This window comes from Sphingomonas sp. jy18, from assembly GCF_056931895.1.
In genome coordinates this window covers 371,617-385,456 of sequence record NZ_JBXPBT010000002.1, presented here as the reverse complement: position 1 = coordinate 385,456, position 13,840 = coordinate 371,617, and the positions used below count along the sequence as shown (strand labels likewise).

At 63.9% G+C, this 13,840-nt stretch carries 12 protein-coding genes; all 12 read right to left on the bottom strand.

Annotated features, from left to right (window positions below):
• Positions 1-111: 111 nt before the first annotated feature.
• The 12 genes from AC0QC4_RS07040 to AC0QC4_RS06985 all read right to left on the bottom strand — a co-directional run bounded on the left by AC0QC4_RS07040 (position 112) and on the right by AC0QC4_RS06985 (position 13,818).
• Positions 112-1,176 (bottom strand): glycosyltransferase family 2 protein, encoded by a 1,065-nt coding sequence (locus AC0QC4_RS07040; protein WP_483659022.1) that lies wholly within the window; start codon positions 1,174-1,176, stop codon positions 112-114.
• A gap of 6 nt (positions 1,177-1,182) precedes the next feature.
• Positions 1,183-2,046: a polysaccharide deacetylase family protein gene (locus AC0QC4_RS07035; RefSeq protein ID WP_483659021.1), complete on the bottom strand. Its 864-nt coding sequence runs from the start codon at positions 2,044-2,046 to the stop codon at positions 1,183-1,185.
• The gene (locus tag AC0QC4_RS07030; protein WP_483659020.1) at positions 2,046-3,047 is read right to left on the bottom strand and encodes a hypothetical protein; all 1,002 of its coding nucleotides are present in this window, start codon (positions 3,045-3,047) and stop codon (positions 2,046-2,048) included. Before AC0QC4_RS07030 ends, AC0QC4_RS07035 begins: the two co-directional genes overlap by 1 nt.
• Positions 3,047-4,492, bottom strand: coding sequence for an O-antigen ligase family protein (locus AC0QC4_RS07025; RefSeq protein ID WP_483659019.1), 1,446 nt, complete (start codon positions 4,490-4,492; stop codon positions 3,047-3,049). The genes AC0QC4_RS07030 and AC0QC4_RS07025 overlap by 1 nt, the downstream gene beginning before the upstream one ends.
• The gene (locus AC0QC4_RS07020; RefSeq protein ID WP_483659018.1) at positions 4,489-5,637 is read right to left on the bottom strand and encodes a hypothetical protein; all 1,149 of its coding nucleotides are present in this window, start codon (positions 5,635-5,637) and stop codon (positions 4,489-4,491) included. Before AC0QC4_RS07020 ends, AC0QC4_RS07025 begins: the two co-directional genes overlap by 4 nt.
• A gap of 78 nt (positions 5,638-5,715) precedes the next feature.
• Positions 5,716-8,007: a GumC family protein gene (locus tag AC0QC4_RS07015; RefSeq protein ID WP_483659017.1), complete on the bottom strand. Its 2,292-nt coding sequence runs from the start codon at positions 8,005-8,007 to the stop codon at positions 5,716-5,718.
• 27 nt (positions 8,008-8,034) lie between these two features.
• Positions 8,035-8,760 (bottom strand): polysaccharide biosynthesis/export family protein, encoded by a 726-nt coding sequence (locus AC0QC4_RS07010; protein WP_483659016.1) that lies wholly within the window; start codon positions 8,758-8,760, stop codon positions 8,035-8,037.
• A gap of 149 nt (positions 8,761-8,909) precedes the next feature.
• A complete protein-coding gene (locus tag AC0QC4_RS07005; RefSeq protein ID WP_483659015.1) occupies positions 8,910-10,184 on the bottom strand; it encodes a replication-associated recombination protein A in 1,275 nt (424 codons plus the stop codon).
• Positions 10,181-11,344, bottom strand: coding sequence for a glycosyltransferase family 4 protein (locus tag AC0QC4_RS07000; protein WP_483659014.1), 1,164 nt, complete (start codon positions 11,342-11,344; stop codon positions 10,181-10,183). The genes AC0QC4_RS07005 and AC0QC4_RS07000 overlap by 4 nt, the downstream gene beginning before the upstream one ends.
• 40 nt (positions 11,345-11,384) lie before the next feature.
• Complete coding sequence (locus AC0QC4_RS06995) at positions 11,385-12,305, bottom strand: hemolysin family protein (RefSeq protein WP_483659013.1); 921 nt, start codon at positions 12,303-12,305, stop codon at positions 11,385-11,387.
• Between the two features lie 3 nt (positions 12,306-12,308).
• Positions 12,309-12,827, bottom strand: a complete 519-nt coding sequence (gene ybeY, locus AC0QC4_RS06990; protein ID WP_483659012.1) for an rRNA maturation RNase YbeY — start codon at positions 12,825-12,827, stop codon at positions 12,309-12,311.
• On the bottom strand, positions 12,820-13,818 hold the full coding sequence (locus tag AC0QC4_RS06985) for a PhoH family protein (RefSeq protein WP_483659011.1): 999 nt from the start codon (positions 13,816-13,818) through the stop codon (positions 12,820-12,822). The genes ybeY and AC0QC4_RS06985 overlap by 8 nt, the downstream gene beginning before the upstream one ends.
• Positions 13,819-13,840: the final 22 nt, after the last annotated feature.

Sequence of the window (13,840 nt, the reverse complement as noted above, 5' to 3'; positions counted from 1 at the left end):
TTCCGCTATTCAACTGCTGCCACGCGCGCCCGTTGGCCTGCCATTTGTCTCGTCTTCCCCGGTGGTTGCCTTAGGTGTCACAATCGCATGCGGCAAGTACGGCCTTGCCGATCAATCGGATAGGCCAGTCTTTTGAGTCTTCGCCATGCGTCGGCGATAGGCGACCTGCGCAATCCAGCTGCCCAACGGGCCGAGCCGGGCCAGAATGTGCAGCAACACATGCTTGCCGCTCCACGCCAGCGCCGGATAGGCCGCCGCGCCGAACGCCAGTCCGCGGCGGGCCCCCACCCGGTCGCCATCCGCCACCTTCTTGAACCCGCGCAGCACAATGTCTTCCTCGACGAAGGCTTTGGCAAGGTCAGAACTGCTCATCCCCGCGCGCTGCAGGACCGCAGGCGGCGTATCGAAGCTCGCGACATATTGATCGACAAGATGCTTGAGCGCGCCCGAGCGCGCCTGCAGGCTGTTCTGGTTGTTGGCATGCACGCGATAGGCGAACAACGGTGCATCGACGAACAGCACGGTTTCGGCGATCGACAAAATCTTCCACGCGAACGGTTTGTCGGGGTTCATCAGCCGGCCATTGCTGTAGCCCTCGACAGCCTCGTACATCTCTCGCGTGTAGCAGGTGGTGACGAACGGCAAGGGCAGACGCAGCGCGCCCAACCCGCGCTTCAACAGATCGACGGCCTTGCCGACGTGGACGGGTACGCCAGCCAGCGCCGACAGGTCGGGGTCTGGCACGCTGTCCGCCCACATCCGCCGGTCGATGCCATGGTCGGAGCGATGCCGGCCTTCGCCATCCACCTCGCACCATCCCGAAGTCAGGATTGTCCCGGCTGCGCGATCCCCCATTGCTTCGATCAGCTTCTGGTAGAGCGCCAGGGTCCCTGGCTGGATCAGGTCGTCCGAAGACAGCAGCAACTGCCGGTCGCCCGTGGCGCCGACACAGGCGCGATCGAGATTGCCGGCAAAGCCGACGTTCCAACGGTTGCGGGATATCCTCAGCCGCGCATCAGCGGCCGCAATCCGGCTTGCGACATCGAAGCTGGCATCAGTGCTCGCATTGTCGCAGAACAGAACCTCGAGGTCGACGTCCTGTGTGAGGGCACTGTTGATCGTTTCCTCGACATAAGAGGCGTAATTGTAATTCGGAATACAGATACTGAACTTCATGGTCGATCACACATTTGCAGCCACACAATATTGTTCCTGAGTGACTATGCTCATTCCTTGCTCCCGCCCGCGCACAGCCTCGTCGCAGATGGCGAGGAAGTTTATCATGGTCTCCGGAGCGGTGACGATATTCTCGGGATGGGTCCAATAATGCACGACACCGTCGGTAGCGATGGCATGGTCGATCAGGCGGCGCGCGCGCATCCTGCTGACCGCCGGCGGGATGTAGCGGCGCACACCGGCGCGCCAGTTGATGAAGAAACCCGCCGGAATGACGGTCATCGGGTCGGCCTCAGCCCGGCGTTCGGAGCGTTCGAGCAGATTGAATTCATCGGCGATGCGCGAAATCTTGTTCCCGGCACGCCGCGCACGATAGCCCAGCATGCCCAGCGCACCGAGCCGGTCGACATGAGCAACATCGTTACGCGGAAAAATGATGGTGCGGTACTTGTCCTTGCCGATCAGTTCCAGTTCGAGATCGAGTGCCGGTCCTGCCAGCGCGCCGAATGGCGTGTGCGACGCGCCATGGCTGGCAATCTCATGCCCGGCCGCGACTAGATCCGGCAGCCATGGCGCTGACCAGCCCTGTCGCGTGCCATCCGCCAGATCGGCCCAGGCGGCGCTGGTGTAGGGCAACATCGCCGACACGTCGCCGCGCGCCAATTGCTCCAGCTGCTGGGTGCTGCGGGTGAAGAAATCGACCACCGCGAATGTGGCCGGAATCGAGCGCACATGCAGCGCCTTCACAATCTCTGCATAGCACCGCAGCAGCGCTTCATCCGTCAGCGCCGCGTGAATGCCGGCATCGAGATGATCGGCCACGCCCCACTTGCCCTCGCAATCGAGGCTCAGGATGAACGTGCCGGCCATCAGACGGTGTCCGAGTCCAGATAGGATATGTACCAGGCCTCGGCCGTTGCGCCGTCGGACGGCATCGATGGCCAGGGACGGAAACCGAAATTGATCTCGATCGGCCGCAGCTTGGCCGGGAACGGGTAGAAGCCGGCGCTGCGATGCGCGCGATGGTTCGGCGCATGCACCGCATTCCATGCAAAGGCTATGGAACATCCCGCCGCGACAAAATGATCAGTCAGTTGACGGAGCAACTGGGCCAGCCGTTTCGGGTCGCCAATGGCTTCCATCACATAGCCGATTGTCGTGCCGTGCTTGGCCGAGACCTGACCGATGACGAAGGCCGTATCGTCACCCAGCACGATATAGTCCGAGACCGGATGGGCGAAGATGCGCCAATCGATGAAAGTAGCCGTGCGATTGACAGCAATGCCGATGCCGTTGTTCGCGCGGAAGGCCGACCAGATCGCATCGAAGGGCAGATCGGACGCCGAGCGGGCAACCCGCGCTTCCGGCCCACGCGATCCGAAACGCGGCAGGGCGATGGCAGGCAATCCGGGCTTCACGCGATCGCTGATAGCGCTTGTCCGCAGCGGCTTGGCGAGCATGGGCACCGGCCCGAGACTGGTCCAGCCCAACTTGCCGAAAAATCCGCCCGAGCTCTTGTCGTTGGGAAAGCCATAGAGCAGCCGCTCGCCCAGTTGTTCCTGGAACAGCGCGACCATCTTGGTGAACAGGCCCGATCCGCGCGCTGCCTCGGCAACGATAGTGTCCATCGACTGGAAACCGGCCAGCGCCGTTCCATCGCGCAGGACAAACGGGATTGCCTGGAAGGCATTCATGCCGACTATCGTGCCATCATCCGCGCGGGCCACCGCGATCTGCCCGGTGCCACCCGGTGAAGCCGCGAACTTCCACTGCAGCTTGCCGCGCGCCACCGCATCGGCCTGGTGCGGCAACAGGCGCTCATAGGCTTGCGCCAAGGCATCGCTGAATGGCTCTATCGCAATGGTGATCATCAGTATCGCCGCTTGCTCTGCCAGCCATCACGGCGCCGCGATGAACGCAAAGGCAACAAGGGGCTACGCACCAGCGGCGGCCTCTCGTCGGTCGTCAGTGCCCTGCCCTTCGGTAGAAGCGGGACGAACTGCAACGCGCAAGCCAGCGCGAAGAGGCTGGAGATCGCAACCGTCCGAACGGGATAATCCACCACGCTGTGCAACAATATTAGCAGCACGACGATCGACGCGGCACGGGAAATGGCGCTCGGGTTGCCTGGCTTCAGCCGCCAGTTCGAGATAGCCAACCGGCCACCCCACCACAGAACGGCAAGCAGCAGCAGCACCGCCGGCAAGCCACCGGTCAGCCACAATTCGAGGTAATCATTGTGCGCGTGGTTGACGTAGGCCGGAGTCAGATGCGCATCGCCGGCAGCCGCCCGGAAGACGGGATCGAAGGTTCCGAAGCCCGATCCGAACGGGAAATGCGCCCATCCGGCAGCAGCGGTGATCGGCGCTGCCCAAACCCGCGCTTCTCCGTCGAGATTCGCGGTCCGCTCGACAATCCGCTCGTAGAAAGGGCCATAGACGACCACCGCGACGGTCGCGATTCCCACCAGCAGCACGGCGGCAATCAGTTTGAGCGGTGGCACCCCGATCGATGAGCGCATGGTGGCCGCATAAGTCAGCAGCAAAGCCGGGATCAGCATCACCAGTCCGGCGCGCGACCCGGTCAGCAGGACACCCATCACCAGAACGGAAGCCAGGGCCACCACCGCGATACGGCGGCCCAGCACCGCTGGCCGATCGAGCGCCACCCTGCCCGCCGACCGGAACAGCAGGCTGAGCAGCGGGATGGCCGCCACCAGCAGCGTTGCGAGATGGTTGCGGTTGCTGAAAAAGCCGACGGCCGAACCGACATTCGTGTCCCGATAGAAATACAGCACGCGCGCGCCACCACCGCTCACCTGGATCGAGCCGATCAGCACGGAAACCAGTGCGATTGCCAGCACGACAAGACACAGGCGCAACCGCGCCTCCTCAGGCAATGTCAGCACGGCAACAAAGATCGCTGCCGCAGGCAGCAGCGCCAACCAGCTGGTCAGCGTCGCATCGGGAGACAGGCTGATGCCGAGCCATCCCGGCTCGACTGCCATCGCCGCATATACGCCAGCGATAGCCTCCCGTCCCGGCAGACCCGTCCACAACGCTGGCGGCAGGGGGATAAGCTGCAGCAATGGCAAAGCCATGATCGACCCGAGCAGTATCAGGCCGATCCGCGTCTCGCGGGTAAGCGTTGAGTGGGCCAGCCGGTTGAACGCGACCCACAGCAACGGCAAGGCTGCAAGCTGCACCAGCAGGCGCCCGAAATATCCCACCGAGGCCGCGCCACCCAGCGCAAGCGCGCCGGCAAGCAGCAGGGCTGTCGCGATTTCGAAACGACGATCAAGCCAATGCTGGGTCATGGCACCCGCACCAGCGCAATGCGCGAAATCTCGGCGCTGCCCACCGCGCCATCGCGCACATTGACGAGGCTGATCCGGGGCAATCCGCACGTCGGCCCAGCCTCGAATTGGGCGGTCAGCTCGGCGTTGACCACGGCATTGGCGGGTACCGGCGTCGACGAAATGATTTCGCCGGTCCGGCGGCACTGTACCTGCCAATGCAAGGCGCCCTGCACATCGGCGCTGGTGTTATGCAGCACCACGACCAGGCGATAGCTACCCGGCCCGGCAATGACATCCTGCCCGAGCAATTCGCCACGGTCGGCCGATTGCAGCGTGACGTCGAGCCTCTGGTTCATGGAGACTGTTGCGCCGTCGGGCAATGGTTCTGCCATGTGCCAAGCGAAATCGCCGCCCTGCGAACCAAGCTGAAACGCGGAGTCGATCAACAGATTGGACGGGTTGCTGCGCGCTGCCGGATTGGTCGCCAGCAACAGATTGCGTGCATCGCGCAGGTCGCCGCGTGACACTGCGGACTGGATGACCTGTTGGGCAGACGCCGCTGGCAAGACATCGTCGCCCTGCTGAGCCAAACGCAGCGTCAGGGCATAAACCTGTCGTGCCACCCGATCGTCGCGCCGCGCAGCGTCGAGGAAGGCCGGCATCCACGGAGCGCCGCGCTCCGCCGACTTTGCGAAGGCCTCCACCATCCCTGGCGCCACAAGGAAACCGACCATCACCCGCGTGATCGGAACCGCGAGGTCAGGCTGCATGCGCATGATGGCGTCGAGCTGGGTAAGCGCATCATCGAACTGGCGCCGCGGCAGCGCCTTGCCGACCAGCCAGGAGCGCGCCACGCGATTTCGGGGATCGCGCGTGATGGCGAGACGCATCAGCCGCTCGGCTGCAGCATCGTCCCCCAGCTTGGCCTTGGCCATGGCGGATGCGAACACGGCATTGAACGCCAAGGGCGATTCGGCGAGCAGGTTGCGAGCCCGCTCATCCAGTTGCAACGCTGCCTCCCGGTCGAGCCGGCCGGTTGCCAGCCGCCGCAGAGTGACATCTGTCACCGATGGTGCCTGGGCAACTAGCGACAGGCTGGAGGCATCGCCAAGTCCGCCCAGCATGCCGATGGCAGCAGCACGGATCGCGAACCACGCAATCACGATGCACAGCACGGCAGCGCCAGCCTGGATCGGCCGGATGTGTCGTAACCAAGCCACTGTCACGACCTCACCCGCTGATCACTGGTTCTCGCTGACGACGATATGCGTTTCCTCGCTGCGGCCGCGCCCGCCATAGCCTCCGTATTTCTGGCCATAGCCGTAGCCATAGCCATAACCGTAGCCATAACCGTAGCCATAGCCATAGCCCATGCCGTCGGTGCGTGCATCGAACTTGGTCAGCAAGCCACCGAGGATCTGCGCATCGGCCGCCACCAGGCGCCCGATGGCGCGACGGGCGGTGAGTCGGCGGATACCACCCTCGAGCACGAAAATCGTACCTTCGGCGAGCGAGGAGAGCAGCGGTGCGTCGGCCAAACCCATGACCGGCGGCCCATCCAGCAGGACATGGTCGAAGCGTTCCATCAGGTCGGCGAGCACTTCCGCCACCCGACGGCTTGCCAGCAGTTCGGCCGGGTTGGGCGGAATCGGACCGGCGGGCATGACCGAAAGGTTCGGCGTGCCAGTCACGAAGATGGCGTCATCATAATCGTTCGAGCCGGTCAGCAGATTGGACAGGCCGTGCGCCCCTTCCTCGCCCACCTTCAACGTCGGCTTGCGCATGTCGGCATCGATCAGCAGCACCTTGGCCCCGGTGCGGGCGAATGCATTCGCCAGCGCGAACGAACTCACCGACTTGCCCTCGCCGGGCCGGGAACTGGTGAACATGATCGTCCGCGGCGCCCCGCTCGACGTACCGAACTCGATCGACGTACGGACCGAGAAATAGGCCTCGGATATCATAGACTGCGGATCTATGGCCTCGTCGACCACCTTCACCGAATTCGGCAATCTCGGCACGGCACCAAGCAACGGAATGTGCAGCTTCTGCACGACATCGTCCGGCGTCTTGATCGAGTCGTCCATGAATTCGCAGATGAACGCACCGATCAAACCGAGGCTGAGGCCAAGCAGCACCCCAAGCGCGAGATTGAACAGCGGATTGGGGCGGACCTGCCGGGCATTGATCGCCTCGTCGACAATCGACACGTTGGTCGTGCCAGTGTTGCTGGCGATATCGATTTCCTTGAAGCGCTGAAGCAGCGCGTCATAGAATTGACGGTTGGTATCAACCTCGCGCCGCAGGATATTGTACTGAATACCGCGGTCATTGAGATTGAGCACATTGCCCTTCAGCGCATTGACGCGGGCCTGCAGTTCGGATTCCCGCGCGGCTGCAGCGCGATAGTCGCCGGACAACGCTGCCCTGACCCGCGAGCGTTCGCGGGCGATGCTGGCATCGATATCGGCGACACGCGAGCGCAACTGCACCATCTGCGGAAAATCGTCGCGATAGATATTGCTCTTTTCACTGATTTCAGCGGTCAGCTCAGCGCGCCGTGACATCAGTGTCTGGATGGTGGAATTGGCCAGTTCCTCGCTCGATGCATTGGCGGACTGACGGAAGCGCTGCTCTGCCGTGATGCGCGCCTGCTGCGCCTCCGACAGGGCCGAATTGAGCTCGGACAGCGAAGCCGCGTCAAGCGAGGTCGACCCTACTTCCGCATCGGCGTTGGACGTGCCGGTCGCCACATTCACAATGCCTGCCTGACGCGCATAGGCGGTCGCAGCGCGTTCGGACTCTTCAAGCCGTGCCTTGGCTTCGGCGAGGCGCCGCTCGAGGATCGCACGCGTCTGGGTTGTGGAGCCCATCTTGCGTTCCAAGCTCGATTCAATGAACGCCTCGGCATAGCCATTGACAATGCGGGTCGCCATTTCCCGGTTGGTATCGTCATATTCGATGTTGACCAGGCGGCTGCCGGCAACGGGCTTGACCTGCAAACCGCTGGTCAGCCGGCCGGCGGCGGCGCGCAGCGCGGCCTCGCTGTTGCGCGGAGCGGTCTCTCCCTCCGCATAGCCGAAGCCTTCCTGTGCAGGCAGGTTGAGGTTGCGCGCAACGCGCTCGGCGAGGGACCGGCTCGCGAGCAGGCCGTACTGGGTCTGCAGATAGTCATAGGCATTACGCGACACCGATTGTGTTTCGCTCTCTTCGGTATCGATGATCGTGATTTCTTCGGCCGCGATTTCCAGCACGGCCGTGGCGCGATAGACTGGCGTGGTCAGCAGGGTGATAAGGATCGACAGGCCGACAACAGCGACGAAGGTGCCGATGACCACCCAGCGCCACTTGAGCACGGTGTGCCAGAGCTTGAGATAGCCGGCGCCTTCATCGACCCCGACCCCGTCATAGCCCAGCGCAATCGCGCCGCCCCCGAACTGGCGAAGCTGGCCGCCACGGCTGACCGGTACAATGGCGCCATCGGGGCCGCCAGTGGCGCCGGCTGCTGACGGTTCGGCCGAGATATCGTTCATGTCTGGAAATTCCGTCGGAAGAGTGGGTCAGAGAGGACCGAAAATGGCAAGCAGCGGCACCGACTGGATGATGTCGCGGAAGGTCTGCCGCGCACGGGCACCGTCCACCACAACCACGTCATCGCCGTAGATTTCGGGATCAGGATCGGTGCCGTTGCGAATAGTCGAAAGATCGAACGCGGCAGCCTGACGCTGCCCGTTGATCCGGCGGAACACCACCACCCGCTTGACATTGGCGTCCTGCGAAGGACCGCGCGCGAGGGCAACAGCCTGCAGCAGCGAAATGCGGCCGGTGATCGGATAGATGCCGGGCTGGGTGACAGAACCGTCCACGGTAACGGTCTGCTGCCGCACCGTCTTGATCGTGACCTGCACCCGCGGATCACGCAGATAGGATTCGTTGAGGCGGGTCGCCAGCCGGGTCGACAGTTCGGCGGTCGTCAGGCCCTGGGCCTCAACCATGCCGATGAGCGGCATCTGGATCCGGCCCAGCCCGTCGACTTCCCGATCGCCGGACAAATCGGTGACCTGAAATACAGACACTGTGACGACATCGCCGGGCTGCAGGCGATGCTCTGCTTCTATCAGGGCGACGGCAGCTGCATCAGGCGCCGTGAAGTCCGTCCGGCCATAGGGCACAGGCCCACCACGCGAGCCTGTGCAGCCGGCCAGAGCCAGCATCACAACCGCGAGCAGGCACAGTAACAGCACGGGGCGAGCGCCCGAGTCCCGTCCGAAAACAGCAGCAACCATGTTCAAGACCCTCAAGCAACGATAGAAATCATTCAAGATGCCCCGCATTACGCGGCATCTGCTGCCCCCCTCGGCCCCTTAGGCAAGTTGCCCGGACAATGCAATTGATGCCGTTTTAACGTTTGCGCGGCATCCGTATGCGACGGCCGTCACACTTGCCGCCGCTGGCGCCGCTCAGCCCACCAAGCCAGCCGCTGCGCCAGCTTCTGCTCGAATCCACGCTCAACCGGCCGGTAGTAAGAAGCACTCGGCACATCGTCCGGCCAATAATGCTGGCCGGAGAATGCACCTTCCACGTCATGGTCATAGACATAGCCCTTCCCATGCCCCAGCGCCTTCATGACGCTCGTCGGCGCATTGACGATATGGGCCGGTGGCGGCGCGGAGCCATATTGTTTGGCGGCCTTCCACGCGGCCTTCTGCGCTAGATAGGCCGCGTTGGATTTGGGCGCCGTCGCGCAATAGAGGCAGGCCTGCACGATAGCCAATTCCCCTTCAGGCGAACCCAGCAACTGATAGGCGGAAAGCGCCGCGCTGCATTGCACCAGCGCCTGCGGGTCGGCGAGGCCGACATCTTCCGAGGCAAAGCGGGTAATCCGGCGGAGCACGTAGAGCGGGTCTTCACCCGCCGTCAGCATGCGCGCCAAATAGTAAAGCGCGGCATCCGGATCCGATCCGCGCATCGCCTTGTGCAGCGCAGAGATGAGGTCATAATGCCCGTCTCGGTTCTTGTCGTAGACCGCAGCGCGCCGCTGGACCGCCTCGAGCAGACCAGACTCATCGAGCCGCTCTGCCGAGGCGCGGGCAAACAGCATCTCGGCCTGGTTCAGCAGGAACCGTCCATCGCCATCGGCCAGCCGGACCAGCAACGCACGCGCCGATTCCTGCAATGGCAGCGCCCGTCCCTCAGCCTGCTCGGCCCGGTCCAGCAGCGCGAGCATTGCCGTATCGTCTAGGCGGCGCAGCACCAGCAAGCGGCAACGGGAGAGGAGCGCGGCATTGAGCTCGAAGCTCGGGTTCTCGGTGGTCGCCCCCACCAGCACGATGGTGCCATCCTCAACCACGGGCAGAAAGGCATCCTGCTGGGATCGATTGAAGCGGTGGATTTCATCGACGAACAGCAGCGTCCGCTCGCCCAGCGCCTTGCTGGTCTGCGCTTCGGCGAAGACGCGCTTGAGGTCTGCCACACCGCTGAACACAGCCGATAACGGGACATAGCGAAGCTGTGCTGCATCGGCGAGCAGTCGGCCGATACTGGTCTTGCCCGATCCAGGCGGCCCCCACAGGATCAGCGACGACAGGCGACCGCCCGCCAGTTCCCGGGTCAGCACGCCGTCTGGCCCGGTCAGATGCTCCTGACCGACAATATCCCCAAGCTGCACCGGGCGAAGTCGCTCGGCGAGCGGGATGGCCGTGTCCGTCACCGGCGGGCCCGTTGCATCGCCACGCCATAGGCATCCACCACCTTGCGGTTGATGCTGTCCCAATCATAGGCTTGCGCGAGGCGATGACCGGCCGCGCCAGCCGCCGCCAACGCAGCGCGGTCTTCGGCATAGGCCTGGATAGCATTGGCATAGGCGTGCACGTCACGCGGAGCGACAAGGCGGCCTGTCTCGCCGTCACGGACCAGCGACCGTGCGCCGGTGGCATTGGCCGCAACCACGGCCACCCCTGCGGCCATCGCTTCAAGCGTGACATTGCCGAAGGTTTCGGTGACCGACGGGTTCAGGAAAACGTCCATCGAGGCGACCGCGCGCCCAAGATCGTCGCCTGCCTGAAACCCGGCCATGACTGCATCGGGCAAATCGGCCACCAGCGTGTCGCGCGCCGGACCATCGCCGATAACCAATATCTTGTGGGGGACGCCACGCCGCTTCAGTTCGTGGGAAACAGCGGTGAAGATGTCGAGGCCCTTTTCCAGCACCAGTCGCCCGAGGAAGCCGAGCGCGAGATCATCGTCCCCGATTCCGAGGCTCCGGCGCCACTCGAGAGTGCGGCGCGCCGGATTGAACCGGGCGTGGTCCACGCCCCGCGACCACACCGAGACAGGTCGCACGATACCCTGCCCGCGCAGCCGCTCTGCGATTTCCTCGGTCGGCGCCACCAGTGCATCGCAGCGATTGTAGAACCGGCGCAACACAGCAACCAGCGGCCGTTCCAGGAAACCGAGACCATAATAAGCCGGATAGGTTTCGAACAAGGTGTGGACGGACGCGAGCACCGGCAGGCCGAGTTGCCGAGCCAGCGACACGGCACGATGGCCCACCACATCCGGCGCGGAAACGTGGAAAATGGTCGGCGCAAAGGCCGCAATGTCGGCGCGCACACGCTTCGGCAATCCGTAGGAAAAGCGATATTCGCCGCGACCCATCGGAAAGCCGACAGCGGGCACATCGACCAGATCGCCTGTCGCCGGAAACGCCGGCTCGGCCACCGTCGGCGAATAGACGCGCAGCGCAGCGCCCTGCCCCAGCAGATACCCGGCGAGTCGGTTCAAGGCCTGGTTGGCGCCATCGCGCACATAATTGTAATTGCCGCTGAACAGCGCAATGCGCAGGTCGCGCGACGATAGCGTCCCTTCCATGGCTGGCTGATTAGGTCGGTTGGCCTTGGTTGGCAAACACTCAACCCGCCCCCACCGCTGCCACGTCGTCGCGCACGGGCGCGATGAGGCGAACGCGGGCCACCCGCCGTTCATCTGCCTCCACCACCTCGATGGTCCAGCCACTGTCATGGACCATGCGTTCGCCGACCGCAGGAACCTTGCCCGCCAGAGCGAAGGTCAGGCCGCCCAGGGTGTCGACATCTTCATCGACCTCCGCCAGCCGGGGATCGAGCCGCTCAGCCAAATCCTCCAACTCGATTCGCGCGTCGCCCAGCCAGCACCCATCGCCTGCGGCTACCAGCAATTCCTCCGGCTCGTCGTCATGCTCATCCTCGATCTCGCCGACGATTTCCTCGACCAGATCCTCGATCGTGACGAGGCCATCGGTCTGCCCATATTCGTCGAGCACGATCGCCAGGTGCGTGCGCTTGGCTTGCATGTCGGCCAGCAATTCCATCGCGCTCATCGATTGCGGCACATAGAGCGGCTGGCGCAGCAGGCTGTTGAGCGAGGCCGGCGGCTTTTCGCCGCGCGCGAGGATGCCGAACACATCCTTGACGTGCAGCATGCCGACTACTTCGTCGAGCTTGCCGCGATAGACCGGAAGGCGGCTGTGATCGGCTTCGGCGAACAGCGCCACCGCCTGTTCGAACGTCGCCTGATCGTCGATGGCAATGATGTCCCCGCGCGGCACGGCGACGTCGTCTGCGGTGCGATCGCCGAACTGCAGCATGTTGCGCAGCATTTCCCGTTCGATCGACGACATGTCCGAAGCGCCGGCATGGCCCGGATGGCTCACCTCCTCTTCCTCGGCCTCGTCGATGACTTCCTCGATCTGCTCACGCAGGGTCGGCTCGCTCGCGCCGCCGAACAACAGCCCCTTCAAACCGTTCCAGAAACGGCTACTGTCGCCCTCCGATTTGGGACCATTGCTGGCCATGACTCAACTGTCTCCTGATATGCGATAGGGGTCGCCATAGCCCAATTCGGCCATGGCGGCGCGCTCCAAATCTTCCATGGCCTCGGCCTCGGAATCGTCGATATGGTCATGGCCCAATAGATGCAGCACCCCGTGAACGACAAGGTGGCTGCAATGTTCGGATGCCGCCACACCCTTCTCGGCCGCCTCCGCGACACAGGTTTCGCGCGCCAGCACCAGGTCACCGAGCAGGAGTTCGCCATCGTCGGCATTGCCGATCACGCCGATCAGGTCGGGCTGGACCATGGGGAAGGACAAGACGTTGGTCGGCTTGTCCTTGCCACGCCATTGCAGGTTGAGCGCATGCACTTCGGCGTCGTCGGTCAGCCGAACCGAAACCTCCACGCACGATCCGTCATCGGCCAGACCGGCAAACGGCGTGACGCCCAGCGCTGCGAGCACGGCGCGCGTGCATAATCGCTCAGGATCGTCGCCGAGCGCTTCCTTCCAACCCGCCTCCGCGGTGACCGCCACGTCAAGCATCGGGTCCCTCATAGGCTTCGACGATACGGCCGACGATCGGGTGGCGGACAACGTCGGCAGCGCTGAACCGCACTACGCTCATCCCCTCGACACCCTCCAGCCTGCTCACTGCGTCGGCAAGCCCGGACGACGCAGGCAGCGGCAGATCGACCTGCTTGGGATCGCCGCACACCACCATCCGGCTGTTCATGCCGAAGCGCGTCAGGAACATCTTCATCTGCGGGATGGTGGTATTCTGCGCCTCGTCGAGGATGATGAAGGCATCTGCCAGCGTACGGCCGCGCATGAAGGCGAGGGGTGCGACTTCGATTTCCCCCGCCGCGATGCGTCGCTCCACCTGTTCGGCGGGCAGGCAATCGTTCAGCGCATCGTAGAGGGGCCGCAGGTAAGGGTCGACCTTGTCCTTCATGTCGCCGGGCAGGAAACCGAGCTTTTCGCCCGCTTCCACCGCCGGGCGGGAGAGGATGAGCCGCTGCACACTGCCGGCGATCAACTGGCTGACCGCTTGCGCGACCGCGACATAGGTTTTGCCGGTGCCTGCGGGGCCGAGCGCGAAGATGATGTCGTCACGCGCAAGGCTCTGCATGTAAGCGGTCTGTGTTGCGCTGCGCGGGACGATAGTCTTCTTGCGTGTCCGGATCATGATCGGCGGCGCGCTGTCCGCATCCTCGCGGCGGACGATGCCTTCGAGCGTCGGCTCGGTCGACATGGCGATCACGGCATCAATCAACCCCATGTCGAGTTCCTCGCCGCGCTGGATGCGGCGGTACAGTTCGCCTATGACGTCGCGGGCCTGCGCAACGCTTTCCGCGCTGCCTTCAAGGCCGATCCGATCACCCCGCGCCGTGATGAATACGCCCAGGCGATTCTCTATTGCCACCAGATTCTGATCATACTGGCCGAACAGTTGGGAGAGGAGTTGCGGCCGGTCGAAACTCATTTCGGTACGGCTACGGTCACCGGTGCGGGCGGGGACGGGCTTTCGGCTCATTGGGTCCTTTCGGGCGGGCCGG